This is a genomic window from Lutibacter litoralis (assembly GCF_014646675.1).
GTDB classification, from domain to species: Bacteria; Bacteroidota; Bacteroidia; order Flavobacteriales; family Flavobacteriaceae; genus Lutibacter; species Lutibacter litoralis.
The window spans coordinates 1-1,273 of the sequence record NZ_BMNS01000024.1 but is presented as its reverse complement, the minus strand read 5'-3'; the positions used below and the strand labels follow the sequence as shown (position 1 = coordinate 1,273).

The 1,273-nt window shown below is 36.1% G+C and carries 1 protein-coding gene; it reads right to left on the bottom strand.

What is annotated here, in order from left to right:
* Positions 1 to 229: 229 nt before the first annotated feature.
* Positions 230 to 796 carry a PhnA domain-containing protein gene (locus IEW75_RS15665; RefSeq protein ID WP_134247594.1) on the bottom strand — a complete coding sequence of 189 codons (567 nt, stop codon included), beginning with the start codon at positions 794 to 796 and terminating at the stop codon, positions 230 to 232.
* Positions 797 to 1,273: the final 477 nt, after the last annotated feature.

Sequence of the window (1,273 nt, the reverse complement as noted above, 5' to 3'; positions counted from 1 at the left end):
GCAATGACGGGCTATACTTTGAACCGTTATTACGAGAAGCGTAGCGACGAAGTAATCTGTTATTTTGGAACTATAATAAACTTGTAGGTATTATTCATAAGATTCCTGCCTACGCAGGAATGACAGTTTAGAAAGAATCTTTATTAGAAACACAGTGAAGTAATCTGTTACTTTTAAACAAACCTCCCAACTTCTCACTTCTCACTCTTCACTTCTCACGTCTAACACATTACAACTTCTTCACATAATCGGTAATAATAACTATTTGCGTTGGTCCAACTTTTCCTTCAATATATTTTTCATTATCGCGATCTAAGGAAATTCTTCTAACTGCTGTTCCTTGTTTTGCAATCATACTAGAGCCTTTTACTTTTAGGTCTTTTATTAAAACCACAGAATCTCCGGCTTGTAAAATAACACCATTCACATCTCTATGTACCACAGCGTTTTCATCTTCTTCAACACCAACTCCAGTAGCTTTTGCCCATTCCAACGTTTCTTCATCTAGATACAACATATCTAATAAATCTTGAGGCCAACCTTCTGAACGTAAATGGGTTAACATTCTCCAAGCAACAGCCTGAACAGCAGCAACTTCACTCCACATACTATCATTTAAACAACGCCAATGGTTAGGGTCCGCATTTTCTGGATTTTCAATTTGATTGATACAGAGGTTACAAGCAGCAATACTTTCTTTTGATGGTGCAACTTCAAAATCGTTTAAATTTTCTGTAGCACCACATAATTCACATGTAGATCCGCTGCGGAGATCTATTTTTTTTGATAAACTCATAGTTGTTATTTTAAAAATTCAAAAGTACATGGAATTATTTAAATAGTGTGTGTGTTTGTAAAGAAGTGAAGTGTGAAGCAGGAGATGTGAGACGTAAAATAGCTTGTTGTATTTTGTTATTCCGACAATAGGGGAATTTCATAAGAGGGTTGACTCCAAGTAGTATGCGATTTTTCACTGTCGTTCAAAATGACAAAAGGCTGTTGTGATTTGTCATTCCGACGAAGGAGGCATCTCATTAATTTTGCGAAATTACGGCAATTCAAATTACAGTGTATGGATGCCTGTCTGCACAGGCATGACATTCGTTTAGATTATTGTAATTTGTCATTCTGACGAAGGAGGAAATCGAAGATTCGACGTGGTCAATCTCATTAAGGGCTGACTCCAAGTAGTATGTGATTTTTCACTGTCGTTCAAAATGACAAAAGGCTGTTGTAATTTGTCATTCCGACATAATAGGAATTGTATTTGTAT